Origin of the sequence: Kitasatospora sp. NPDC004745, from assembly GCF_042873275.1 — a bacterium.
Lineage (GTDB): Bacteria > Actinomycetota > Actinomycetes > Streptomycetales > Streptomycetaceae > Kitasatospora.
The window spans coordinates 133,386-153,291 of the sequence record NZ_JBIALK010000022.1 but is presented as its reverse complement, the minus strand read 5'-3'; the positions used below and the strand labels follow the sequence as shown (position 1 = coordinate 153,291).

The 19,906-nt window shown below is 73.5% G+C and carries 22 protein-coding genes; 10 read left to right on the top strand and 12 right to left on the bottom strand.

Translation table 11 applies throughout. From position 1 onward, the window contains the following. Positions 1 to 137 precede the first annotated feature (137 nt). A complete protein-coding gene (locus tag ACFYUY_RS29765) occupies positions 138 to 395 on the top strand; it encodes a DUF3073 domain-containing protein (protein ID WP_360213136.1) in 258 nt (85 codons plus the stop codon). 201 nt (positions 396 to 596) lie between these two features. Here ACFYUY_RS29765 and purM read toward each other — a convergent pair whose 3' ends face one another. The 3 genes from purM to ACFYUY_RS29750 all read right to left on the bottom strand — a co-directional run bounded on the left by purM (position 597) and on the right by ACFYUY_RS29750 (position 4,513). Beyond that, positions 597 to 1,682 carry a phosphoribosylformylglycinamidine cyclo-ligase gene (gene purM / locus ACFYUY_RS29760; RefSeq protein ID WP_360213138.1) on the bottom strand — a complete coding sequence of 362 codons (1,086 nt, stop codon included), beginning with the start codon at positions 1,680 to 1,682 and terminating at the stop codon, positions 597 to 599. 98 nt (positions 1,683 to 1,780) lie between these two features. Next, complete coding sequence (gene purF / locus ACFYUY_RS29755) at positions 1,781 to 3,364, bottom strand: amidophosphoribosyltransferase (RefSeq protein ID WP_360213140.1); 1,584 nt, start codon at positions 3,362 to 3,364, stop codon at positions 1,781 to 1,783. Between the two features lie 294 nt (positions 3,365 to 3,658). Next, positions 3,659 to 4,513, bottom strand: a complete 855-nt coding sequence (locus ACFYUY_RS29750) for a diacylglycerol kinase (protein ID WP_360213142.1) — start codon at positions 4,511 to 4,513, stop codon at positions 3,659 to 3,661. A gap of 126 nt (positions 4,514 to 4,639) precedes the next feature. Here ACFYUY_RS29750 and ACFYUY_RS29745 point away from each other — a divergent pair, with 126 nt between their 5' ends. From ACFYUY_RS29745 to ACFYUY_RS29735, 3 genes are all read left to right on the top strand, one after another. Beyond that, positions 4,640 to 5,923 carry an adenylosuccinate synthase gene (locus tag ACFYUY_RS29745; protein ID WP_360213144.1) on the top strand — a complete coding sequence of 428 codons (1,284 nt, stop codon included), beginning with the start codon at positions 4,640 to 4,642 and terminating at the stop codon, positions 5,921 to 5,923. Positions 5,924 to 6,072: 149 nt separating this feature from the next. Next, entirely contained in the window at positions 6,073 to 6,675 is a 603-nt protein-coding gene (locus tag ACFYUY_RS29740; RefSeq protein WP_360213146.1) for a GNAT family protein, read from the top strand. A 53-nt stretch (positions 6,676 to 6,728) separates the two neighbouring features. Then, positions 6,729 to 6,923: a DUF397 domain-containing protein gene (locus ACFYUY_RS29735; RefSeq protein WP_360213148.1), complete on the top strand. Its 195-nt coding sequence runs from the start codon at positions 6,729 to 6,731 to the stop codon at positions 6,921 to 6,923. A 111-nt stretch (positions 6,924 to 7,034) separates the two neighbouring features. On the opposite strand, the gene ACFYUY_RS29730 is transcribed toward ACFYUY_RS29735, so the two are convergent. Continuing rightward, positions 7,035 to 7,190 carry a hypothetical protein gene (locus ACFYUY_RS29730; RefSeq protein WP_360213150.1) on the bottom strand — a complete coding sequence of 52 codons (156 nt, stop codon included), beginning with the start codon at positions 7,188 to 7,190 and terminating at the stop codon, positions 7,035 to 7,037. Between the two features lie 260 nt (positions 7,191 to 7,450). Between ACFYUY_RS29730 and ACFYUY_RS29725 the strand changes: the two genes are divergently transcribed. The 3 genes from ACFYUY_RS29725 to metG all read left to right on the top strand — a co-directional run bounded on the left by ACFYUY_RS29725 (position 7,451) and on the right by metG (position 10,352). Beyond that, the gene (locus ACFYUY_RS29725) at positions 7,451 to 8,305 is read left to right on the top strand and encodes a helix-turn-helix transcriptional regulator (RefSeq protein WP_360213152.1); all 855 of its coding nucleotides are present in this window, start codon (positions 7,451 to 7,453) and stop codon (positions 8,303 to 8,305) included. Further along, the gene (locus tag ACFYUY_RS29720) at positions 8,302 to 8,502 is read left to right on the top strand and encodes a DUF397 domain-containing protein (protein WP_360213154.1); all 201 of its coding nucleotides are present in this window, start codon (positions 8,302 to 8,304) and stop codon (positions 8,500 to 8,502) included. The genes ACFYUY_RS29725 and ACFYUY_RS29720 overlap by 4 nt, the downstream gene beginning before the upstream one ends. A gap of 116 nt (positions 8,503 to 8,618) precedes the next feature. After that, positions 8,619 to 10,352, top strand: a complete 1,734-nt coding sequence (metG, locus tag ACFYUY_RS29715) for a methionine--tRNA ligase (RefSeq protein WP_360213156.1) — start codon at positions 8,619 to 8,621, stop codon at positions 10,350 to 10,352. Positions 10,353 to 10,439: 87 nt separating this feature from the next. On the opposite strand, the gene cutA is transcribed toward metG, so the two are convergent. Beyond that, entirely contained in the window at positions 10,440 to 10,784 is a 345-nt protein-coding gene (gene cutA, locus ACFYUY_RS29710) for a divalent-cation tolerance protein CutA (protein WP_360213158.1), read from the bottom strand. Positions 10,785 to 10,947: 163 nt separating this feature from the next. Here cutA and ACFYUY_RS29705 point away from each other — a divergent pair, with 163 nt between their 5' ends. Continuing rightward, positions 10,948 to 11,259, top strand: coding sequence for a helix-turn-helix domain-containing protein (locus ACFYUY_RS29705; RefSeq protein WP_360213160.1), 312 nt, complete (start codon positions 10,948 to 10,950; stop codon positions 11,257 to 11,259). 45 nt (positions 11,260 to 11,304) lie between these two features. On the opposite strand, the gene ACFYUY_RS29700 is transcribed toward ACFYUY_RS29705, so the two are convergent. The 5 genes from ACFYUY_RS29700 to ACFYUY_RS29680 form a co-directional block, all read right to left on the bottom strand. Further along, positions 11,305 to 12,201, bottom strand: coding sequence for a class I SAM-dependent methyltransferase (locus tag ACFYUY_RS29700; protein WP_360213162.1), 897 nt, complete (start codon positions 12,199 to 12,201; stop codon positions 11,305 to 11,307). Positions 12,202 to 12,501: 300 nt separating this feature from the next. After that, a complete protein-coding gene (locus ACFYUY_RS29695) occupies positions 12,502 to 13,419 on the bottom strand; it encodes a hypothetical protein (RefSeq protein WP_387905179.1) in 918 nt (305 codons plus the stop codon). 88 nt (positions 13,420 to 13,507) lie between these two features. Beyond that, the gene (locus tag ACFYUY_RS29690) at positions 13,508 to 14,077 is read right to left on the bottom strand and encodes a GNAT family N-acetyltransferase (RefSeq protein ID WP_360213166.1); all 570 of its coding nucleotides are present in this window, start codon (positions 14,075 to 14,077) and stop codon (positions 13,508 to 13,510) included. Between the two features lie 164 nt (positions 14,078 to 14,241). Further along, positions 14,242 to 14,664 (bottom strand): DUF350 domain-containing protein, encoded by a 423-nt coding sequence (locus ACFYUY_RS29685; RefSeq protein ID WP_360213168.1) that lies wholly within the window; start codon positions 14,662 to 14,664, stop codon positions 14,242 to 14,244. Positions 14,665 to 14,775: 111 nt separating this feature from the next. Then, positions 14,776 to 15,264, bottom strand: a complete 489-nt coding sequence (locus tag ACFYUY_RS29680; RefSeq protein WP_360213170.1) for an LURP-one-related family protein — start codon at positions 15,262 to 15,264, stop codon at positions 14,776 to 14,778. Positions 15,265 to 15,355: 91 nt separating this feature from the next. On the opposite strand from ACFYUY_RS29680, the gene ACFYUY_RS29675 reads away from it, so the two are divergent. Beyond that, on the top strand, positions 15,356 to 15,880 hold the full coding sequence (locus ACFYUY_RS29675; protein ID WP_387905175.1) for a GNAT family N-acetyltransferase: 525 nt from the start codon (positions 15,356 to 15,358) through the stop codon (positions 15,878 to 15,880). Positions 15,881 to 15,903: 23 nt separating this feature from the next. Here ACFYUY_RS29675 and ACFYUY_RS29670 read toward each other — a convergent pair whose 3' ends face one another. Then, positions 15,904 to 16,179, bottom strand: a complete 276-nt coding sequence (locus tag ACFYUY_RS29670) for a hypothetical protein (RefSeq protein ID WP_387905173.1) — start codon at positions 16,177 to 16,179, stop codon at positions 15,904 to 15,906. Positions 16,180 to 16,296: 117 nt separating this feature from the next. Between ACFYUY_RS29670 and ACFYUY_RS29665 the strand changes: the two genes are divergently transcribed. Further along, complete coding sequence (locus tag ACFYUY_RS29665; protein WP_387905170.1) at positions 16,297 to 18,111, top strand: NHL domain-containing thioredoxin family protein; 1,815 nt, start codon at positions 16,297 to 16,299, stop codon at positions 18,109 to 18,111. A 104-nt stretch (positions 18,112 to 18,215) separates the two neighbouring features. Here ACFYUY_RS29665 and ACFYUY_RS29660 read toward each other — a convergent pair whose 3' ends face one another. Then, complete coding sequence (locus ACFYUY_RS29660; protein WP_360213177.1) at positions 18,216 to 19,526, bottom strand: M18 family aminopeptidase; 1,311 nt, start codon at positions 19,524 to 19,526, stop codon at positions 18,216 to 18,218. Positions 19,527 to 19,906 lie beyond the last annotated feature (380 nt).

Here is a 19,906-nt window from a genome sequence, read left to right as displayed (position 1 = left end):
ACGACGTACCGTCCAGCGGCGGAAACAGGTACCGTTAATGCTCCAAGGGACGGTCCTCCCATTCGGGCAGGCCGGACCTGATCATGAACACGTGTCAGACTCGGGGCCGTGAGCCCCATCGTTGAGGGGGTCGACCCATGGGGCGCGGCCGGGCCAAGGCCAAGCAGACGAAGGTCGCCCGCGAGCTGAAGTACAACAGCGGCGGGTTCGACGCTAACCGTCTGTCCAACGAGCTGGGCGTATCGCCGTCCACCGCTTCGATCGAGCCGGAGCCGATCGAGGAGGAGGAGGACGACGACCCGTACGCGGAGTACGCCGCCCGCTACGCCGACCTCGACGACGAGGACGACAGCGGGCCGGGTACCGGGCCGTCGCAGGCCTCCCGCCGCTCGTAACCCGTAGTCCCGCCGACCGGTCCGGGCGCCCCAGGGCGCCGGGCCGGTTTTCGGCGTTCCCGCGCACGCCCGCCCCACCGCCCTCCCGGACACGGTCCCGGCGCGCCCGCCCCGCCCTCCGCGCACGGCCGCTCACGGCCCCGGACGGCACGAGGGGCCCCTCCGGCGCACCGGAGGGGCCCCTCGTCGTTCCGGCCGGGATCAGCCCGCCGTGAAGCCCTCGTAGGCGTTGTAGAGGGCCGCGCCGCCCTCGTGACCGTCGCCGCGCTCGACGATGTCGCCGAGCAGCCAGGCCTCGACGCCGCGGTCCTCCAGGATCGACAGCACGACGTCCACCGAGTGCGGCGGGACGACCGCGACCATGCCGACGCCCATGTTGAGCGTCTTCTCGATCTCCAGGGTGGCCACCTTGCCGACCTCGGCGACGGTCTGGAAGACCGGCAGCGGGGTCCAGGTGCCGCGGTCCAGGCGGGCGTGCAGGCCGTCCGGGACGACCCGGGCCAGGTTGGCCGCCAGGCCGCCACCGGTGACGTGCGAGAAGGCGTGCACCTCGGTCGCGCGGGTGAGCGCCAGGCAGTCCAGCGAGTAGATCCGGGTCGGCTCCAGCAGCTCCTCGCCGAGGGTGCGGCCGAACTCCTCGACCTTGCGGTCCAGCTTCCAGCCGGCCTCGTTCAGCAGCACGTGGCGGACCAGCGAGTAGCCGTTGGAGTGCAGGCCGGAGGCGGCCATCGCGATCACCACGTCGCCGGCCCGGACGCGGTCCGCGCCGAGCAGGGCGTCGGCCTCGACGACGCCGGTGCCGGCGCCCGCCACGTCGTACTCGTCCGGGCCGAGCAGGCCCGGGTGCTCGGCGGTCTCGCCGCCGACCAGGGCGCAGCCGGCCAGCGCGCAGCCCTCGGCGATGCCCTTGACGATCGCGGCGACCCGCTCCGGCACGACCTTGCCGACGCAGATGTAGTCGGTCATGAACAGCGGCTCGGCGCCGCAGACCACCAGGTCGTCGACGACCATGCCGACCAGGTCGTGGCCGATGGTGTCGTGCTTGTCCATGGCGGCCGCGATGGCCACCTTGGTCCCCACGCCGTCGGTGGCCGAAGCCAGCAGCGGCCGCTCGTAGCTCTTGAACGCGGACGCGTCGAAGAGGCCGGCGAAGCCGCCGAGACCGCCGACCACCTCGGGGCGGTTGGCCTTCTTCACCCACTGCTTCATGAGCTCGACGGCGCGGTCGCCCGCCTCGATGTCGACGCCGGCGGCGGCGTAGGTGGCGCCGTTCTGGTTGCTGGTCACTGCGGTGCGGCCCTCTCGGGTCTGGGGGGTTGTTCGGGAACAGCCGGGGGGCTGAACAGCGGTGGGGCCCCGGTTCGCGGGACCCCACCGTGGTGACGCTACGGGCGGCGCAGCGCGTCGGCCGCGCCCGCCCCGCCGAGCAGCGACTGGACGCCGTCCAGGTCGCTGCCGCTGGTCGGCTTGCCGCGCACGGCGGGCGGCTGCTGGCCGCCCTTGATCTCGGCCTCCAGCAGGAGCTTGCCGAGCAGCGCCGGGTCCGGCAGCTCCATCGGGTACTCACCGTCGAAGCAGGCCCGGCAGAGCCTGTCCTTGGGCTGCTTGGTGGCCTCGATCATGCCGTCGATCGAGATGTAGGAGAGCGAGTCCGCGCCGAGCGTGCGGCCGATCTCCTCGATGGTCATGCCGTTGGCGATCAGCTCCGCGCGGGTGGCGAAGTCGATGCCGAAGAAGCAGGGCCACTTCACGGGCGGCGAGGAGATCCGGATGTGGACCTCGGCCGCGCCGGCCTCGCGGAGCATCTTCACCAGCGCGCGCTGGGTGTTGCCGCGGACGATCGAGTCGTCGACGACCACCAGGCGCTTGCCCTGGATGACCTCGCGCAGCGGGTTCAGCTTGAGCCGGATGCCGAGCTGGCGGATGGTCTGGCTCGGCTGGATGAAGGTGCGGCCCACGTAGGCGTTCTTCACCAGGCCGGAGCCGTACGGGATGCCGCTGGCCTCGGCGTAGCCGATCGCGGCGGGGGTGCCGGACTCGGGCGTCGCTATCACCAGGTCGGCCTCGACGGGGGCCTCCTTCGCCAGGCGGCGGCCCATCTCCACGCGGGAGAGGTGGACGTTGCGGCCGGCGATGGAGGTGTCGGGGCGGGCCAGGTAGACGTACTCGAACACGCAGCCCTTGGGCTTCGCCTCGGCGAAGCGGGAGGTGCGCATGCCGTTCTCGTCGATGGCGATGAGCTCGCCGGGCTCGACCTCGCGGATGAAGGAGGCGCCGCAGATGTCGAGCGCCGCCGTCTCGGAGGCGACCACCCAGCCGCGCTCCAGCCGGCCGAGCACCAGCGGGCGGATGCCCTGCGGGTCACGGGCGGCGTAGAGCGTGTGCTCGTCCATGAAGACGAGCGAGAACGCGCCCTTGACCTTGGGCAGCACGACCTTGGCCGTCTCCTCGATGGAGAGGTCCGGGTGGCCGGCGAGCAGCGCGGTCACCAGGTCGGTGTCGTTGGTCGCGGCGGTCCGCCCGGAGCGGGAGACGTGCTCCTCGCCGGGCAGTTCGGCGACCATGGCCGCCAGTTCGGCGGTGTTCACCAGGTTTCCGTTGTGCCCGAGGGCCAGCGAACCGTGCACGGTCGCCCGGAAGGTCGGCTGGGCGTTCTCCCAGACCGAGGAACCGGTGGTCGAGTAGCGGGCGTGTCCGACGGCGATATGCCCGTGCAACGACCCCAGCGAGGCCTCGTCGAAGACCTGGGAGACGAGTCCCATGTCCTTGAAGACGAGAATCTGGGAGCCGTTGCTCACTGCGATGCCCGCGGATTCCTGACCGCGGTGCTGCAGGGCGTAAAGGCCGAAGAACGTGAGCTTGGCGACCTCCTCGCCGGGAGCCCAGACACCGAAGACGCCGCAAGCGTCCTGGGGGCCTTTCTCACCGGGAAGAAGATCGTGGTTGAGTCTTCCGTCACCACGTGGCACGCCTTCGAGTCTAGGGCAGTTGGCACAGGCTTCCGGAACGCGGGATGCCGCGTTTGTCGGGCGATCGGCCAGTAACGCGCGTAGACAAAACCCCTTACGGGGTGGGGATTTCGGGTGGGGGGAATTCCGGCGGGTGGCGGTTGGCCTTGCGGTTCGCGCCTGTTGGGGCGTTCCGTGTGCGGAGCGGTCGGGATCGCGGCGGCGGCGAACGTGAGCCTGCTCACCCGGCGTTCACTCCCGCTTCACCGGCCCCCGCGCGCCGCCCCGGCGGCCACCGGGAGCCGGCGCGCGCCGTCAGGCGGCCGGCAGCAGCAGCCCCCAGGCGCCCGGGTGGACCGTCCAGGTGCGGGCGCGGACCGGGCCGACCGCGCGGCCGTCCGCCTCGTAGCCGAAGCCGCGGCCGATCACCGAGACGCTCGCCGCCCTCGCCCGCACGAGCGCGCCGGGCGCGCGGACCACCACCTCCATGACGCCGGCGCCGTCCGACTCGCCGCCCGGCAGCGTCACCTGGACCAGCCGGACCGGACGGTGCACGTCGGCCAGCAGCCGCCCGTCGGCCTCGACCCGGACCCGGGGGCTGAGCTCGGCGGCGGGCCGCCCCTCGGCCGTGAGGGCGTTCGCCTGCTCGGCCGCAGCCAGTTTCGCCCATAGCGAACGCCAGCCGCCCGAACGGCCGCCCGGCCTGCGCGCCCCGGCACCGGTGATCCGCACCCCGCCCAGGGCCACCCCCCCACCGTCGTCCACCAGCAGGTCGAGCTTGCGCGACGCCCCCGACAGCACCGCCCGCGCCGCCCGCACCGGCTCGCCCGGCACGCCGAGCGCGCGGGCCGCCGCCAGCTCCTCCGCCCGGCCGACCGGAACCATGCCCACCGGATCCGCGCCCAGCTCACGGTGCCGGTGCAGCGCCTGCAGGACCCGCTGCAGCGCGAGGTCGGAACCGATCACCACCGGTCGCCTGCGACCCCGGTGCGAAAGCACCCGGTCGAGCTCGGACGTGCTCTCCGGGTAGACCACCTTGACGTCCGCACCACCGCAGAGCACGTCCTTCGCGATCCGCACCGACTCGCCGTCGGTCTGCCGGGCCGCCGGGTCGAGGAGCAGCAGAAGCGGCTCGGGGCCGCCGTTCGCAGGCGTGGACAGGGACGACACGACCGGTCCTTCCTCAGGTAATCTCTCGGTGCAAGAGCCCCTTGCGCTACTGCGCCAGGGGCTTCGTCTATCTCGGGGCAGACTGCGGCCTACGCAGGATGCCCCAACCGGAAGGGGTGTACGCCTGTGCCGGCACTCGTGCTCGTTGGCGCTCAGTGGGGGGACGAGGGCAAGGGGAAGGCCACCGACCTCCTCGGCGGCTCCGTCGACTACGTCGTCCGCTACCAGGGCGGCAACAACGCCGGTCACACGGTGGTCATCGGCGACCAGAAGTACGCCCTGCACCTGCTCCCTTCCGGCATCCTCAGCCCGAACGTGACGCCGGTGATCGGCAACGGCGTCGTGATCGACCCGGGTGTGCTGCTCTCCGAGCTCAACGGGCTCAACGAGCGCGGCATCGACACCTCCAAGCTGCTGGTCTCGGGCAACGCCCACCTGATCACGCCGTACCACCGCACCCTGGACAAGGTCACCGAGCGCTTCCTCGGCAAGCGCCGGATCGGCACCACCGGCCGCGGCATCGGCCCGACCTACGCGGACAAGATCAACCGCGTCGGCATCCGGGTCCAGGACCTGTTCGACGAGTCGATCCTGCGCCAGAAGATCGAGGCGGCGCTGCACGACAAGAACCAGCTCCTGGTCAAGCTGTACAACCGCCGCGCCATCCCGGCCGACCTGGTCCTCGAGGAGTACCTCGGCTACGCGGACAAGATCAAGCCCTTCCTCGCCGACACCACCCTCGTCCTGGACGAGGCGCTCAAGGCGAACAAGGTCGTCCTGCTGGAGGGCGGCCAGGGCACCCTGCTCGACGTCGACCACGGCACGTACCCCTTCGTGACCTCGTCGAACCCGACCGCGGGCGGCGCCTGCACCGGCGCCGGCATCGGCCCGACCAAGATCGACCGGGTCATCGGCATCCTGAAGGCGTACACCACCCGGGTGGGCTCCGGCCCGTTCCCGACCGAGCTGCTCGACGAGGACGGCGAGGCGCTGCGCCGCATCGGCGGCGAGCGCGGCGTCACCACCGGCCGTGACCGCCGCTGCGGCTGGTTCGACGCGGTGATCGCGCGCTACGCCACCCGCGTCAACGGCCTGACCGACTTCTTCCTCACCAAGCTGGACGTGCTCACCGGCTGGGAGCAGATCCCGGTCTGCGTCGCGTACGAGATCGACGGCCGGCGGGTCGAGGAGCTCCCCTACAACCAGTCGGACTTCCACCACGCCAAGCCGATCTACGAGACGCTGCCGGGCTGGACCGAGGACATCAGCAAGGCCAAGTCCTTCGCCGAGCTGCCGAAGAACGCGCAGGCCTACGTGAAGGCACTGGAGGAGATGTCCGGCGCGCCGATCTCGGCCATCGGCGTCGGCCCGGGCCGCGACGAGACGATCCAGATCAACTCGTTCATCTGATCCCCGGCTCCGGGAGCGGAGCGGGCAGGGTCGCAGTGGAGGGCCCCGCGGGACGCGTCCCGCGGGGCCCTCGCCGCGTCCGCGCCCCCAATTTTGCACTAGTGCAGAAATGCATTGCCCCTAGTGCAGACTCGCGCTAGTTTCGGATCATGACCGCACAGCTGCCCGCCCCCGTCACCCTCACCGGCCGCCACGTCCGCCTGGAGCCCCTCGGCCGCCACCACCTGTCCGAGCTCTGGGCCGCCGTCGGCCCCGACCCGGAGGTGTGGCGCTGGATCCCCTCCCTCCCGCCCACCACCGAGCAGGAGCTGGGCGAGGCCCTCGACGTCCGGCTCGCCGAGGTCGCCGCCGGGACGGCCGTGAAGTTCGCCGTCGTCGACCTCGCCTCCGGGCGGGCCGTCGGCATCACCGGCTACTACGACTTCTCCGCCACCGACGAGCTCGTCGAGATCGGCGGCACCTGGTACGCCCGGTCCGTGTGGCGCACGGCGGTGAACACCGAGTCCAAGCTGCTGCTGCTCACCCACGCCTACGAGGACCTCGGCATGGGCCGGGTCTACTGGAAGACCGACGCGCTCAACGAGCGCTCCCGCAACGCCATCCAGCGCCTCGGCGCCCGGTTCGAGGGCGTCCACCGCCGGGAGCGGCTGCGCGCCAACGGCGTCTGGCGCGACACCGCCTACTTCTCGATGCTCGCCGACGAGTGGCCGGCCGCGAAGTCGCGGCTGCAGGAACGCCTCGCCCGCGGCTGATCGTTGACCGGGCAGGGGCCCAGCGCCCGCCACCTCCACCACGGGAGCCACCCATGACCGACTGGCAGCGGCCGTCCCTGAGCGGCGACTCCGACGACTGCCTGGAGATCCGGACCGTCGACGGCATGGTCGAGATCCGCGAGTCCGGCGGGGCCGGGGTCGTCGTCCGCACCACCCCGCAGAAGTGGGAGGCCTTCCTCCTCGGCGTGCAGGCCGGCGAGTTCGACCACTTCGTCGCCGACGCGTAGCGGCCGGCCCGCGCCCCGGCGCCCCTCGCCGGTCGGGGGGCGCGGGGCCCGGAGCCGCGGGGCCGGCGGGGCCGGCGAGGTCGGCGGGAAAGGCCACCGGACGGCCGGGGCCTAGTTCTTGTCGGCCGGCGCGGAATGGGGCGCGACGAACTCGGCCTTTGCGCGACGCGGTTCGCGGGGCTGGGCGTTGACCAGCCAGACCAGCCAGCCGACGAATAGGACGGCGAGCAGCAGGGCCGACAATCCGGCGACGAGGAGAGCGTTCACGGGCGGTCTCCGGTCGGTGATGTCGGGGCGTCCCGACCGTGCATCTGGTGTGTATTTACTGCTGATTGGCAGCTGTTTAGGCGACAACAAGTCAGCGAGTGACACGCCACGACCATAGGGTCAGGGTGCAAGACTTGCTACCGAGCGAGTGGACGTTCACTCCATCGTGGGGTATCCCCCATTTCAGTAGCTAGGGCCGGGTGTGCGCGGCACACTTCACCGGAAGCATCGACCGAACCCGCGATCCGGAGAAGAGAGTCATGCCACCCCGCCTGTCTCCGACCGTGCGCCAACAGCGCCTTGGCATCGAGCTGCGCAAGATGCGCGAACGCGTGGGCGTGACACCGAAAACCCTCGCGGCCAGGCTGGGCACCGACCTGCCCAAGATCTCCCAGATGGAGAACGGCAAGGCCGGCATCAGTGCCGAACGGCTGCGGATCTGGGCGCGCACCTGCGACCGCACCCATGACGACGGCTACCTCGACGCCCTGCTCTCGATGACCCAGGACCGGCGCAAGTACTGGTGGGACAGCTACCGCGGACGGCTGCCCGGCGGGATCATCGACATCGCCGAGATGGAGCACCACGCCGAGTCGCTGGCCATCCTGCACACCACCTTCGTCCCCGGACTGCTGCAGACCGAGGCCTACGCCTCCGCGGTGTTCGCCCGGCTGCGCCCCCCGCTGTCCCCGCACGACGCGGACACCCGGACGGGATTCCGGATTCGGCGCCAGCACCTCTTCACCGAGCGCCCCAAGCCGTACAGCGCTTTCATCCACGAATCCGCGCTGCGGATGCAGTTCGGCGGGCCGGAAGTGCTGCGCGGGCAGTTGCGGAGCGTGCTGGAGAATTCCGAGCGGCCCGGGCTGGAGATCCGGGTGATCCCGTTCAGCGTGCACACCTTTCCCGGTTCCGGGGAGAGCCTGTATCTCGCGCGCGGGCCGGTGCCCGAGCTCGACACCGTCCAGATCGACCTTTCGAACGGCCCGAAGTTCGTGCACGCCGACGCCGAATTGCGGACCTACCGACGGATCAAGGAGGAGACCGCGGGGGTCGCGCTCGGGCCGGTCGAGTCCCGGGACTTCATCCGGGCCTTACTGAAAGACTTCACATGAACACGTGGCGCAAGTCGTCGTCCAGCGGCGAGAGCAACGAATGCGTCGAGGTCCGGGCCGCGGGCGGGCTGGTGGAGATCCGCGAGTCCGACCGGCCCGAGACGGTCGTGCGGACGACACCGCGCAAGTGGGCCGCCTTCGTCCGCGGGGTCAAGGCCGGGGAGTTCGACCCGTACGCCGACTTCACCCCGCTCTGAAACCGGGCTGCGCCCCGGCCCCGCGGCGGTAGGCTGGGCAGCCCACAGTGGACCCCTGCGCCTGGCACAGCACCCCGGGTGGGGTGCGCGTGCGGGAGAAATCGGAGCATCCGAGGATGGCTCGCCACCTGATCACCAGCGCCCTTCCGTACATCAACGGGATCAAGCACCTGGGCAACATGGTCGGGTCGATGCTCCCGGCGGACGTCTACTCCCGCTACCTGCGCCAACGCGGCCACGAGGTGCTGTACATCTGCGCCACCGACGAGCACGGCACGCCCGCCGAACTGGCCGCCCAGGAGGCCGGACTGCCGGTCGCCGAGTTCTGCGCGCAGGCGCACGGGGCCCAGAGGGCGGTGTACGACGGCTTCGGGCTCTCCTTCGACCACTTCGGCCGCAGCTCCTCGCCGCAGAACCGGGAGATCACCCAGGAGATCGCCCGCGAGCTGCAGCGCAACGGCTTCATCGAGGAGCGCGCGATCCGCCAGGTGTACTCCAACACCGACGGCCGCTTCCTGCCGGACCGCTACATCGTCGGCACCTGCCCGCACTGCGGCTACGACAAGGCGCGCGGCGACCAGTGCGAGAACTGCACCCGGGTGCTGGACCCGACCGACCTGGTGGACCCGCGCTCGGCGATCAGCGGCAGCTCCGACCTGGAGGTCCGGGAGACCAGGCACCTGTTCCTGCTCCAGTCGAAGCTGACCGAGGAGGTCGAGCAGTGGATCGCCGCCAACGGCGACCACTGGCCGGTGCTGGCCTCCTCGATCGCCCGCAAGTGGCTCACCGAGGGCCTGCAGGACCGCTCGATCACCCGCGACCTGGAGTGGGGCGTACCGGTGCCCGCCGACGTGTGGCCGGAACTGGCCGCCGAGGGCAAGGTGTTCTACGTCTGGTTCGACGCCCCGATCGAGTACATCGGCGCCACCAAGGAGTGGTCCGACGCGGCGCCGGCCGGGGTGACCAGGGACTGGCGGTCCTGGTGGTACGAGGCCGACGAGAGCGTCCGGTACACCGAGTTCATGGCCAAGGACAACGTCCCGTTCCACACCGTGATGTTCCCGGCGACGATCCTCGGCTCGCGCCGCCCCTGGAAGAAGGTCGACTACGTCAAGGCCTTCAACTGGCTGACGTACTACGGCGGGAAGTTCTCCACCAGCCAGAAGCGCGGCATCTTCACCGACGTCGCCCTGGAGCTGCTGCCGGCCGACTACTGGCGCTACTTCCTGATGGCGCACGCCCCCGAGTCCGACGACTCCAGCTTCACCTGGGACCTCTTCGCCTCGGTCGTCAACAAGGACCTCGCCGACACCCTCGGCAACTTCGTCAACCGGGTGCTCTCCTTCAGCCGCAAGCGCTTCGGCGACGACGTGCCCGCCGGCCACCTGCCCGGCGAGGCCGAGGAACGGCTCGGCGAGCAGATCGCCGCGCTGCTGGCGGAGTACGAGGCCCAGCTGGACGCGCTCAACTTCCGCAAGGCGGCGCAGGGGCTGCGCGCGCTGTGGAGCGCGGGCAACGCCTACCTGGACGAGAAGGCGCCCTGGCTCCAGGTGAAGACCGACCCGGACGCGGCCGCGCTCACCCTGCGCACCGCGATGAACCTGATCCACCTGTACGCGGTGGTGTCCGAGCCGTTCATCCCGACCGCCGCCGCGGCGATGCGCGGCGCGTTCGGACTCCCCGAGGACTCCCCGGCGGCCACGCTCACCTGGGTGTCCGCGGACCACGCCCGGGCGCTGGACCTGGTGCCGGCCGGGACGGCGTTCACCGTGCCGCCGGTGCTGTTCGCCAAGATCACCGACGAGGACCTGGCCGGCTGGACGGCCCGCTTCGGCGGCCAGGAGGGCTGAGCCCGTACCCCGCGCGGGCCCGTCCGGTCCTCCGGCCGGGCCCGCGCGTCCGTCCGCTCCGATCGCTCCGGCCGGGACTCCGCCCGGTCAGCGCCCCGGGCCCGGCCCGGCCGTCTCCGTGACGACCCAGTCCAGGTAGCCGGGGTGGCCCGCGACCACCGGGACGGCGATCACCTCCGGCGTCTCGTAGTCGTGCCGGTCGGCGAGGAACGCGCCCAGCCGGTCGGCGAGTTCGGCCCTGGTCTTGAAGTCGGTCCGCCACTCGGCGGCGTCCTGCACCTCGCCGTCCCACCAGTAGACGGACCGGACGGGGTACACCTGGGCGCACGCGGCAAGCCGCTCCCGGACGGCGGCGGACGCCAGGGCGCGGGCCCGCTCCTCACTCTCGTGGGTGGTGGTGACCACGACCAGGCGGTGCTCGGTTACTGCCATGCCGCGACGGTACCGCGACGGCCCTCCGGCCGTGCGGCGCCGCCGCGCGTCCGCCGTCCCGGGCCGCCGTACCGGACCGCCGTGGCGAGCCGTCACCGCGCCGCCGTACGGCGGGTGTCGGCCGGAACCCCGCCGTCGACGGCCGCCGGTACGATCTCCAGCCATGGATCCCGACCTGGTCACCGCCCTGCGGGCGATCGCCAATCCGACGCGCCTGCAACTGCTGGCGTGGCTGCGCGACCCGGAACGCCACTTCCCGGTGGCGGACACCGCCGTCGACCCGCACGAGGTCGGGGTCTGCGTCAGTCTGATCCACGCCAAGGCCGGCCTCGCCCGGTCCACCGTCTCCGCCTACCTGGCCGAACTCCAGCGCGCCGGTCTCCTGCGGGCCACCCGCCTCGGCAAGTGGACCCACTACCGCCGCGACGAGGACCGCATCGCCCGGCTCATCACCACCCTCGGCCAGACCCTCTGACCTGGTCGCCGGCGGGCGGGGTCGGCGGGCGGCCGGGGCGGGCGGTCAGGGCCGGCGCGCCGTGTGCACGGTCGTCGCCGAGAGGTAGAAGGCGTCCGGGCGGTGGAGGATGCCGGTGGGGGCGTCCTCGGCGAGCAGCGCCTCCAGGGTGGCCCGGTCCTCGGGATCGAGGGTCCCGGCCAGCTGGTCCCGGAGCCGGCTCAGCTGGGCGTGCAGGTGCTCGCGGGCCGGGCGGGCGAGCGGGGCCGGGTGGTCGACCAGGAAGGTGCGGGTACCGCCGGGGACGAGTCCGGCGCGGCCGAGCATCGCCGGCCAGTCCTCCACCTCCGCGGTGGCGCCCGGCAGTTCGGCGCGCATGGTGCTGAAGCCGTCCTCGTGCGCCGCGTCCAGCCGGGCCTGGAAGCCGGCCCGGCCGAGGCCGAAGTCGCGCGGCAGGTAGCGCAGTGGCAGGCCGCGTTCGGCGACGGCGAGCACGCCACCGGGCCGCAGCAGGCCGGCGAGGGAGGTCAGGGCGGCCTGCTGGTCACCGAGGTGGTGGATCGCGTTGCCCGACCAGATCAGGTCGGCCTCGCCGAGCTTGTCGAACTCGGCGGGCAGGTCGGCCTGCTGGACGCCGAGGCGGCCGCCCGAGCGGGCCCGGGCGCGCTCCAGCAGGGCGGCCGACTGGTCGACGGCGACCACCTCGGCCTCCGGGAAGGCGTCCGCGAGCTGCCCGGCGACCACTCCGGGGCCGCTGCCGACGTCGAGCACCCGCCGCACGGCGGCCCGGTCGGCGCCGGGCAGCGCGCGCAGCCACTGCGCGGCGGCGGCCACGGCGGGGGCGCGCAGCTCGGCCTCGCGCTCCAGGTGGTCCGCGAGCGCGTCCCAGTCGAAGTCCGCGGCGGGGACGTGCCCGTGGTGGTGGCCGTGGCCGTGCTGGTGCTGGTGCTGGTGTCCGGACATCGTGGTCACTCCGATCGTGGCTGGGCTGACGGTGGTGCGGGAGGAGCCTCCCCGCCGGGGCGGGTGCGGCGGGGCCGGGCGCTCGGTAGCGGGCGGTGGCCGGTCCGCATCGGGCCCCGGCGCCCTGCGCCCCCCGGGGCCAGCGGCGCCATCGGGCCGAGCACCGTCCGGCCCTGCCGAACCCACCGGGCCCGTCGGACCTGCCCGGACCAGCCGGGTGCACGGCGCCGACCGCCACCGCCAGGCTGCGACGCCTCCGGGCGATTCGGCAAGCTTTGTTGCCGTTTCCGCAAATCCGCCTCAGCCGCCGGTCCGCCGCCAGTACGACCGGGTCGCCACCGCCAGCGCCACCCCGTACCCCGCGAACGCCACCGCCCCGACCCACCCCACCTGCAGGGCCTCCGCCCCGGAGGCGAAACCTCCCCGCCGGACGTCCAGCACTCCCGTCGTGCACAGCGCCAGGTAGCCGATCCCGGCCACCCCGTACGGCGCCAGCGTGGCCGCGCCCACCAGGGCCGGGGCGAGCGGCAACCAGCGCGGCACCCGGCGGCCGCACAGCCCCGGGGCCCAGCGCGGGAACACCTGCCCCCAGGGGCGCACCAGCCCCCAGAGCAGGAACACGCCGAGCGCCGCCAGCAGCACGGTGCCGTCGATCCCCCAGGACTCCAGGGTGAGCCAGAGCCCGGAGGCCCCGTCCCGCGCGTACATCGCGTCCATCTCGTCGCCGTCGATCCCGGCGAAGCTGCCGCCGAACGCCCAGATCGACTTCATCGCGACGTACGGAGCGAAGGCCAGGGTCCCTGCCCAGGCCGCGAGTTGGACGGCCGCCGGGGCCTCCGAGGGGGCGACCGTCCGGGCCGCGGCAGGCCCCCGCCGACGGGCCGCCGACCCCAGCAGCAGCGCCCCGGCCGCCGCCAGGGCGTGCTGCACGGCACCCGGGACGCTGTCCACGGCCTGCCCGAACAGCAGCGCCAGCACGTCCATCAGCAGGCCCCAGGCCGCCACCGCGGCCAGCCCGCAGAACGGCCACAGCACCGGCCGCCAGGCCGGCTGCCGCCGCACCGCCACCCCCGCCGCAGCCGCCGCCGCACCCGCCCCGGCGACGAGCCACCCCAGCCGCGGTGCACCGAACAGCGCCACCCCGCCGACCGCGCACCCCGCGCCGAACCCGGCGTAGACGACGCCCCAACCGACCACCGGCCATCCGCTGCGCACCATGGCCCCAGCCTCGCCCGCACCCCCGCGCCGCGGCCTCCACCCCGGCGATGATCCGGCTCCCCCGGCCGGGGGAGCCGCGGGCCCGGGCCTATCCCCTGGGCGCCGCGAAGCAGTGGACGACGACCGTGCGGTCCGCGCCCCACCGCTGCTCGCCGCTGCCGAGCCAGGTCCAGCCGAGCCGGCGGTAGAACGCGGTGGCCGGGGCGTCGGTGGCGAGGACGTCCAGGACTGGGTGCAGGCCGAGCATCCGGGCGTGCACCACGGCGGTCGCCATCAGACGGGCGCCGATCCGGTGGCCGCGCGCCCCGGGGGCGACGAAGAGGCGGCCGATCACGGCGGTGAGCTCCGGCCTGCCGCCGGTGCGGTGGCTCCACAGCGCGGGGGCGACGTCGCCGGGGGCGCTGCGGGAGAGGCCGACGTGGCCGGCCGGGCGGCCGTCCAGGTCGGCGACCCAGGCGGCGAGCAGCCCCTCGGGGGTCAGCCAGGCGGCGGGGCGGTCGGGCCAGTCGGCGGGGTAGCCGTCGGTGGTGTGGACGTCGCCGAGCAGCCGGACGCACTCCGCGAGGTCGGTGACGCGGCGCCGTCTGACGGCCACCGCGGCTCCGGCCCGCCGTGAACCGGACGCGACGACGTCGGCGCGTTCTTCAAGGTCAGCCATGCCGGTACGTTACCGGCCGGGCCCCGGCTCCGCAGCAGGCCGGCGGCGCCCACCGCCCCCTCCTCGCGGCCCGCCGGTGCGGCCCGACGCGGCGTCAGCCACGGCCCCGGTCGGCACGGTTCGACCGGCGCACCCGTCCGTGCCGGCCACCCGGCCGCCGCGGCTCAGGCGATCGCGGCCGACACCACCGCCGCCACCGCGATGTTGCAGCTGGCGGAGACCCAGACCGCGGGGTGCGGCTCGGGCTCGACCAGGATCGCGCCGAGCTTCCCGGGGGTGAGCAGGTCCACCGCCCAGAAGGCGACGGTCATCAGCACCAGCCCGAGCAGGCCGTAGCAGGCGGTGGAGACCAGGCCCTTGGCGAAGTCCTCGTAGGTGTACATGATCGCGGTGAAGACGATGCCGCCGATGCCGAGCAGGGCCGAGCTGAGCAGGACGGCGGCGTTGCGGTTGCGCTCGACCCAGATCTGGTGGCCGAGCCTGCCGGGCGTCAGCAGGTCGACCAGGCCGACGCCGAGGAGCAGCAGCACCACCCCGACGGCTCCGTAGGCGGCCGCCGCGCCGAGCCCGTGCAGGATGTCGTTCATGGTGGTTCCAGCCCCCGGTCCGCTCGCCGTCCCCCGACCGCACCGGTCAAGGGTTGGCAAAAGATACCCCACGCGGGTGAGGGCGGGCCGGGGATCCGGGAACCCCCGCGGTCAGTCCTCCTCGGCCACCAGGTGGTCGACGCAGGCCGCGACGGCCAGCAGCAGACCGGTGTCGGCGCCGTCGGCGATCTCCACGCCGTAGGTGTCCCGGACCCGGAACCACTTGCGGGAGATCCGGGCGAGCTCGTCGCCGTGCTCGTTCTCGACCCGGTAGTCCTTGTCGATCAGGTTCCCGTGGATCTTCAGCTCGCCGCCGGAGGCCAGCTCCACCAGGTACTTGTCGCGGAACGGGGTGAACAGCTTCTCCCGGACGGTCGCGACCACCTCGCCGTCCGCGTCCTCGATCTTCATCGCGTCACGGACGGTGAAGGCCTTCTCCTTCACCACCGCGACCACCCGGCCGTGCGCGTCCTTCAGCTCGAAGGTGTGCCGCAGCCGCAGCACCTTGCCGTCCACCAGGTACGCCTTGTGGCCCCGGTCGTCCTCGATCCAGTAGTCGTCGCCCACCGCGAACAGCTTCTCCCTGACCAGGTACCGCACAGCGGCCTCCTCCGTGTTGACGTGGCCCCCATTCGACCCGATCCCCCCACCCGCCGGGAAGCACCGCCACACGACGGCGTTCAATACCGCCATGACCGCCCCGCGACGACCCGACACCACGGCCCCGCTGCACAGCGGGCGACTCGACCTGCTCCCGATCGGCCCGGAGCACGCCGGGGAGATGGCCGCCGTGCTCGCCGACCCCGCCCTGCACGCCTTCACCGGCGGCGCCCCGGCCACCGCCGAGGAGCTGCGCGCCCGCTACGCCCGGCTCGCCGCGGGCTCCCCCGACCCGGCGGAGGTCTGGGGCAACTGGGTGCTGCGGCTGCGGGCCGACGGCTGCCTGACCGGCTACGTGCAGACCACCGTGCGGGCCGGGACCGCCGAACTCGCCTGGGTGGTCGGCACCCCCTGGCAGGGCCGCGGCCTGGCCACCGAGGCCGCCCGCGCGCTGCTCGCCCACCTGACCGCCGCCGGGATCGGCACCGTGACGGCCCACGTCCACCCCGACCACCACGCCTCCGCGGCGGTGGCCCGCGCCCTCGGCCTCGCCCCCACCGGGGAGCGGCAGGACGGGGAGCTGCGCTGGCGGGCGGAGCTCCCCGTCCGGCCGTAGGGCTCGGGCGCCGGGGTGCGCGGTCACTCCTCCCCGGGTGCCGGGTGGGGGTTGATGGCCTGCCCGTCGACGGGCTGCCCCCAGTAGTCGTCCCCGAGGGCACCCACGCAGTAGCCGGAGCCCTCCACCCAGCCGCCGGCGTCCCGGCACTGCTCGGCGGTGACGTCGCGCGGCGCAGCCGCGGCCGGTGCGGGGGCGGCCGGTGCGGGGGCGGCCGGTGCGGGGGCGGCCGCACCGGCGGCCAGCAGGACGGCGGTCGCGGCGGTCAGCCCCGCCCGGATCAGGAGTGAGGTGGTCATACGGGCAACGACAGCACGGAGCCGCCGGCCGCCCCCGCCGACACGCCCGCCACCCCGCACCCCCGCCCCGCCGGCGCCCCGGAATGCCGCCCGGGCGCGATGCGGTTGGATACAGGCATGGCATCTCGTGCACGTGTACGCGCCCCCGAGCTGGTCGGGGCAGGCGGTTGGCTGAACACCGGCGGCAAGGAGCTCACGCTCGCCGACTTCCGGGGCAAGATCACCGTCCTGGACTTCTGGACCTTCTGCTGCATCAACTGTCTGCACGTCCTGGACGAGCTGCGGGAGCTGGAGGAGAAGCACCGCGACACCGTGGTGATCGTCGGGGTGCACTCGCCGAAGTTCGTGCACGAGGCGGACCACCGGGCCGTGGTGGACGCCGTCGCCCGGTACGAGGTGCACCACCCGGTGCTGGACGACCCGGCGCTGGCGACCTGGAAGCAGTACGCGGTGCGGGCCTGGCCGACGCTGGTGGTGATCGACCCGGAGGGGTACGTGGTCGCCCAGCACGCCGGGGAGGGCCACGCCCACGCGATCGCCCGGCTGGTGGAGGAGCTGGAGGCGGAGCACGCCGCGAAGGGCACGCTGCGCCGCGGCGACGGCCCGTACGTGGCGCCGGAGCCGACCGCCGGGGACCTCAAGTTCCCCGGCAAGGCGGTCCGCCTGGCCGACGGCCACTTCCTGGTCGCCGACTCCGGCCACCACTCGCTGGTGGAGCTGGCCGAGGACGGCGAGACGGTGGTGCGGCGGATCGGCGACGGGCAGCGCGGTCTGGTGGACGGCACCAGCCCGCGGTTCAGCGAGCCGCAGGGCCTGGCGCTGCTGCCGGCGGGCTCGGAGTACGACGTGATCGTGGCCGACACCGTGAACCACGCACTGCGCGGGGTGCGGCTGGCGGACGGCAGCGTGACCACCCTGGCCGGCACCGGTCGCCAGTGGTGGCAGGGTTCGGCGACCACCGGCCCGGCCCTCGAGGTGGACCTCTCCTCGCCCTGGGACGTCGCCTGGTTCGACGGCGCGGTGTGGATCGCGATGGCCGGCGTGCACCAGCTGTGGTCCTACGACCCGGCCGCCGGCACGGTCGGCGTCGCGGCCGGCACCACCAACGAGGGCCTGGTGGACGGTCCGGTCGCCGAGGCCTGGTTCGCCCAGCCGTCCGGTCTGGCGGTCTCCGCGGACGGCGAGCGGCTCTGGGTCGCGGACTCCGAGACCTCCGCGCTGCGCTGGGTTTCACGTGAAACGGGCACCGTGCACACCGCCGTCGGCACCGGGCTGTTCGACTTCGGCCACCGGGACGGCGCGGCCGGGCAGGCGCTGCTGCAGCACCCGCTCGGCGTCACGGTGCTGCCGGACGGCTCGGTGGCGGTCAGCGACACCTACAACCACGCGCTGCGCCGCTTCGAGCCGGTGAGCGGTGAGGTCACCACGCTGGCCACCGACCTGCGCGAGCCCTCCGGGGCGGTGCTGGTGGACGGCGACATCGTGGTGGTCGAGTCGGCCCGGCACCGGCTGACCAGGCTGCGGCTGCCGGAGGAGGCGGTGCGGGTCGAGTCGGTCGCGCACCGCACCCAGCGGGCGGCCACCGAGGTCGCCCCGGGCGCGTTCCGGCTGGACGTGGTGTTCTCGGCGCCGAGCGGCCAGAAGCTGGACGAGCGGTACGGCCCGTCCACCCGTCTGCTGGTCAGTTCGACCCCGCCCGAGCTGCTGGTCTCCGGTGCCGGCGCGGACAGCGACCTCTCCCGCGAGCTGGTGCTCTCCGAGGCGGTCACCGAGGGCGTGCTGCACGTCTCGGCGATGGCGGCGTCCTGCGACGACGACCCGGAGATCGAGTTCCCGGCCTGCCACGTGCACCAGCAGGACTGGGGCGTGCCGGTGAAGCTGACCGCCGACGGCGCGCGCCGGCTGCCGCTGGTGCTCGCCGGCATGGAGTAGGGCCGGCACTGCCCGGCGGGCGGCACCGGCCGGTACGGGACGGCACACGGCGGAGGGGCCCGGCGGAGCGCGTACGCTCCGCCGGGCCCCTCCGTGCTGTCCGGTCAGCCCTCCAGGAAGGCCTTGATCGCGCTGGCCAGCAGGTACGGGTCCTCCGCGCCGCACAGCTCGCGCGCCGAGTGCATGGAGAGCGCCGCGATGCCGCAGTCGACCGTCCTGATGCCCAGGCGGGCCGCCGTGATCGGGCCGATGGTGGTGCCGCAGGGCATCGCGTTGTTGGAGACGAACGACTGCCACGGGACGCCGGCCCTCTCGCAGGCGGCCGCGAACACCGCCCGGCCGACACCGTCGGTGGCGTAGCGGTTGTTGACGTTCACCTTGAGGATCGGGCCGCCGTTGGGCATCGGGTGGTGGCCCGGCTCGTGCCGCTCGGTGTAGTTCGGGTGGACGGCGTGGCCCATGTCCGAGGAGAGGCAGACCGTCCCGGCGAGGGCGCGGGCGCGGTCCTCCGGGGTGCCGCCGCGGGCGTACACGGTGCGGTCCAGGACGTTGCCGAGCAGCGGGCTCTGCGCGCCGGTGTCGGACTCGCTGCCGGTCTCCTCGTGGTCGAAGGCGGCCAGCACCGGGATGTACGGCAGGTCGGCGGCGCCCTCGGCGGAGGCGACGGCGGCGAGCGCGGCGGTGGCGGCGTGCACCGAGAGCAGGTTGTCCAGGCGCGGGCCGGCCAGCAGCTCGCGGTCGCGGCCCAGGTAGGAGGCGGGCTGGACGTCGTGCGTCATGAGGTCCCAGCCGGCCACGTCGGCCGGGTCCACCCCGGCGCGCTCGGCGACGTAGGAGATCAGCGAGCCCTCGTCGACCGGGCCGAGGCCCCAGATCGGGGTGAGGTGGCGCTGCTTGTCGAGCTTCATGCCGTCGTTGACCTGGCGGTCCAGGTGGATGGCGAGCTGCGGGACGCGCAGCAGCGGCTCGTCCAGCTGGACCAGCCGCCAGCTGCCGTCCTTCAGGGCCAGCCGGCCGGAGAGGCCGAGGTCCCGGTCGAGCCAGGTGTTCAGCGGAACGCCGCCGTAGATCTCCACCGCGACCTGCCGCCAGCCGGCCGAGCCGGTGTCCGGCAGCGGCTTGACCCGCAGGTTGGGCGAGTCGGTGTGGGTGCCGACCACCCGGAACGGCGTCTCGGGGCCGGCGCCCGCGGGCAGGTACCAGGCGATGAGCGCCCCGCCGCGGATCAGGTAGCGGCCGCCGGCGGCGCCGTCCCAGGCGTCGGTCTCGGCGACCTGCCGGAAGCCTGCCTTCTCCAGCCGCTCGGCGGCGCTCGCGACCGCGTGGTACGGGGACGGCGAGGTGCCGAGGAACGCGATCAGATCGTCGCTGTGCGTCCGGTCGAAGAATGCCTGGCGGGCGGCGGCGGTCGACATACTGCTCCTGAGTCGAGGGAGGGTCGAAGCCGGATGGGGAGTCGGCTTCGCACCTTGAGCATATGCCCGTACACGGACAGGGCATTCGGAACGTCCCAACGGATGCGGAACGCGGACGGAACCGTGAAGTGACGCCGCACCGGGCGGCGCACACCCAGGGATCCCCTCCGGTCGCGCACGGTCATCGCGGGTGCGGGCGGGTCCGTGCCCGCCACCACCCCGACGGGGCCGAGCGGATGACGTGCCGTCAGTTCGCGGCGGCCCCGACGTTCCACCGCCGGAAGGGAGTTGTACCACGGGGCCGGGGGACCACGGGCGCCGGGGACGCCGAAGGGCCCGGCGGGAAGCCGGGCCCTTCGGTGTGAGGGTTTCGTCGGGCG

Excerpts from the sequence above, each read along its gene's own strand:
- ACFYUY_RS29690 (WP_360213166.1), bottom strand. The coding sequence starts at position 14,077 with ATGGCTGACCTTGAAGAACGCGCCGACGTCGTCGCGTCCGGTTCACGG.
- ACFYUY_RS29705 (WP_360213160.1), top strand. The coding sequence starts at position 10,948 with ATGGATCCCGACCTGGTCACCGCCCTGCGGGCGATCGCCAATCCGACG.
- ACFYUY_RS29720 (WP_360213154.1), top strand. The coding sequence starts at position 8,302 with ATGAACACGTGGCGCAAGTCGTCGTCCAGCGGCGAGAGCAACGAATGC.
- ACFYUY_RS29670 (WP_387905173.1), bottom strand. The coding sequence starts at position 16,179 with ATGACCACCTCACTCCTGATCCGGGCGGGGCTGACCGCCGCGACCGCC.
- ACFYUY_RS29675 (WP_387905175.1), top strand. The coding sequence starts at position 15,356 with ATGACCGCCCCGCGACGACCCGACACCACGGCCCCGCTGCACAGCGGG.
- ACFYUY_RS29725 (WP_360213152.1), top strand. The coding sequence starts at position 7,451 with ATGCCACCCCGCCTGTCTCCGACCGTGCGCCAACAGCGCCTTGGCATC.
- ACFYUY_RS29660 (WP_360213177.1), bottom strand. The coding sequence starts at position 19,526 with ATGTCGACCGCCGCCGCCCGCCAGGCATTCTTCGACCGGACGCACAGC.
- ACFYUY_RS29735 (WP_360213148.1), top strand. The coding sequence starts at position 6,729 with ATGACCGACTGGCAGCGGCCGTCCCTGAGCGGCGACTCCGACGACTGC.
- ACFYUY_RS29665 (WP_387905170.1), top strand. The coding sequence starts at position 16,297 with ATGGCATCTCGTGCACGTGTACGCGCCCCCGAGCTGGTCGGGGCAGGC.
- ACFYUY_RS29695 (WP_387905179.1), bottom strand. The coding sequence starts at position 13,419 with ATGGTGCGCAGCGGATGGCCGGTGGTCGGTTGGGGCGTCGTCTACGCC.
- ACFYUY_RS29700 (WP_360213162.1), bottom strand. The coding sequence starts at position 12,201 with ATGTCCGGACACCAGCACCAGCACCAGCACGGCCACGGCCACCACCAC.
- metG (WP_360213156.1), top strand. The coding sequence starts at position 8,619 with ATGGCTCGCCACCTGATCACCAGCGCCCTTCCGTACATCAACGGGATC.
- cutA (WP_360213158.1), bottom strand. The coding sequence starts at position 10,784 with ATGGCAGTAACCGAGCACCGCCTGGTCGTGGTCACCACCACCCACGAG.
- ACFYUY_RS29740 (WP_360213146.1), top strand. The coding sequence starts at position 6,073 with ATGACCGCACAGCTGCCCGCCCCCGTCACCCTCACCGGCCGCCACGTC.
- ACFYUY_RS29685 (WP_360213168.1), bottom strand. The coding sequence starts at position 14,664 with ATGAACGACATCCTGCACGGGCTCGGCGCGGCGGCCGCCTACGGAGCC.
- ACFYUY_RS29765 (WP_360213136.1), top strand. The coding sequence starts at position 138 with ATGGGGCGCGGCCGGGCCAAGGCCAAGCAGACGAAGGTCGCCCGCGAG.